General features: G+C 31.8%; 2 protein-coding genes. Both read left to right on the forward strand.

The features are described from left to right. Positions 1-826, forward strand: an 826-nt coding sequence (locus tag AC1DRF_RS27435; protein WP_477742242.1) for a DUF7832 domain-containing protein, incomplete at its 5' end; no start/stop codon positions are given. Positions 827-964: 138 nt separating this feature from the next. After that, the gene (locus AC1DRF_RS27440; protein ID WP_427076496.1) at positions 965-1,396 is read left to right on the forward strand and encodes a hypothetical protein; all 432 of its coding nucleotides are present in this window, start codon (positions 965-967) and stop codon (positions 1,394-1,396) included. Positions 1,397-1,482 lie beyond the last annotated feature (86 nt).

Consider the following 1,482-nt stretch of genomic DNA (forward strand, 5'->3'; position numbering starts at 1 on the left):
CCATTTATATAGCAAAGAATTTAAAGAAGCGGCTGCTAATGAAATCATCAAATTTAAACAAAAGAAAATGACAGGAACTGAAATATACATGAACTGGGATGGTGTATTTGTAAGTGATATGTTAAATGAGGAGGGTAATGCTTTTACAAAAGCCTATTTTGACTTTAAAGACGGTGTTTATTTGGATGATTATGAAGAAGTATTTCCTCATGTGAAATCTCTTTACGAAGTGAAAGACACATGGGGAAATTATGAAACGTTAAAACCGAAACTTAATGAGCGTTTTAATAGCTGGAAACATAAAAAAACAACGACCAAGGGGAATACGATGTTTACAATTGACGATTATATTAGTTCCTTAAAAGAAAGTCTTCAAAAAAATGAACATGTATTGATTGCAAACATAAAAGAGATACAGACTTTTCATTATTATGAAGGAATTGATTTGCTGGACTTTGAGATTTTTATGCAACCGTTTGATTTGTCTATTATGATGTTTTCTATGGATGATGAAGCGAATGAAGTTTTTTATGAAGGAAATGACAGAAAAATTTTTTCAGGTAGTCATCCTTTATTTGACGAGACTCAATACTATGATCTTCCTGCTGAAAACTCGGATGTTTTTTGGGAGTTTTATGAGCAAAATGAAGAATCCATCTCTGCTGCTGAAGAAGAAACTATTGTAAGGTGGTTTGTTTCCTGCTGGAATAAAGCGGGTGGTAAAAGCTTTGAATTGCCTGTCTATTTAGACTTCCATGATGATATAAAATCTTTTGATTTACACAAGAACAAGTGGATAGATAGTGAAGAAAAATGGGCTAAGTAGCTGAGTAAAAGTAGATTTACATACCCACTAAACCTAGTGAAAATAAATAAGATCAAAGCAAGCGGGAAGTTTTTATTCATTTCTAATTTTAAATTAAGTTTATTTTCCGCTTTCTTATAATATAAGGGGTGACTAGCTTTGAGGATTGTAGAGACGACTATTTTTACCATCGAACCTGATGATAATTGTTTAAATATCATTGATGCAGATTACAAAGATGAATATGGACTGGTCTTAGTTCAAAAACGCCATAATAGATTCGAATTGTCTGTAAACGGTACTACTCTTTATCCACGTTTAAAAATAAACTATCCTTTTGTCAGATGGATTGATTATAAGCATTTTTTGATAATGAATCCTAGAACTAAGGGAGAAAAGCACAATTTGTTTATTATGAATATCGATGGAGAAGTCATACGGTCATTCTATTGTGGAGATGCTGTGCAAGACGTAGCGGTTAGTAAAGAAGGAATATGGTGCAGCTATTTCGACGAAGGCGTTTTTGGTGAAGGGATATCAACAGAAGGGTTAGAATCTATTTTAACTCAGTATCCAATTAAAGAAATTTAAATTATATAAATCAAAGAGGTAATGTATTTTATGAAAAGTTGGTTCAAAAAACATTCTACTAATAAAAAACATGAGAATATCAATAC

Source organism: Priestia sp. P5_B4, assembly GCF_056400385.1.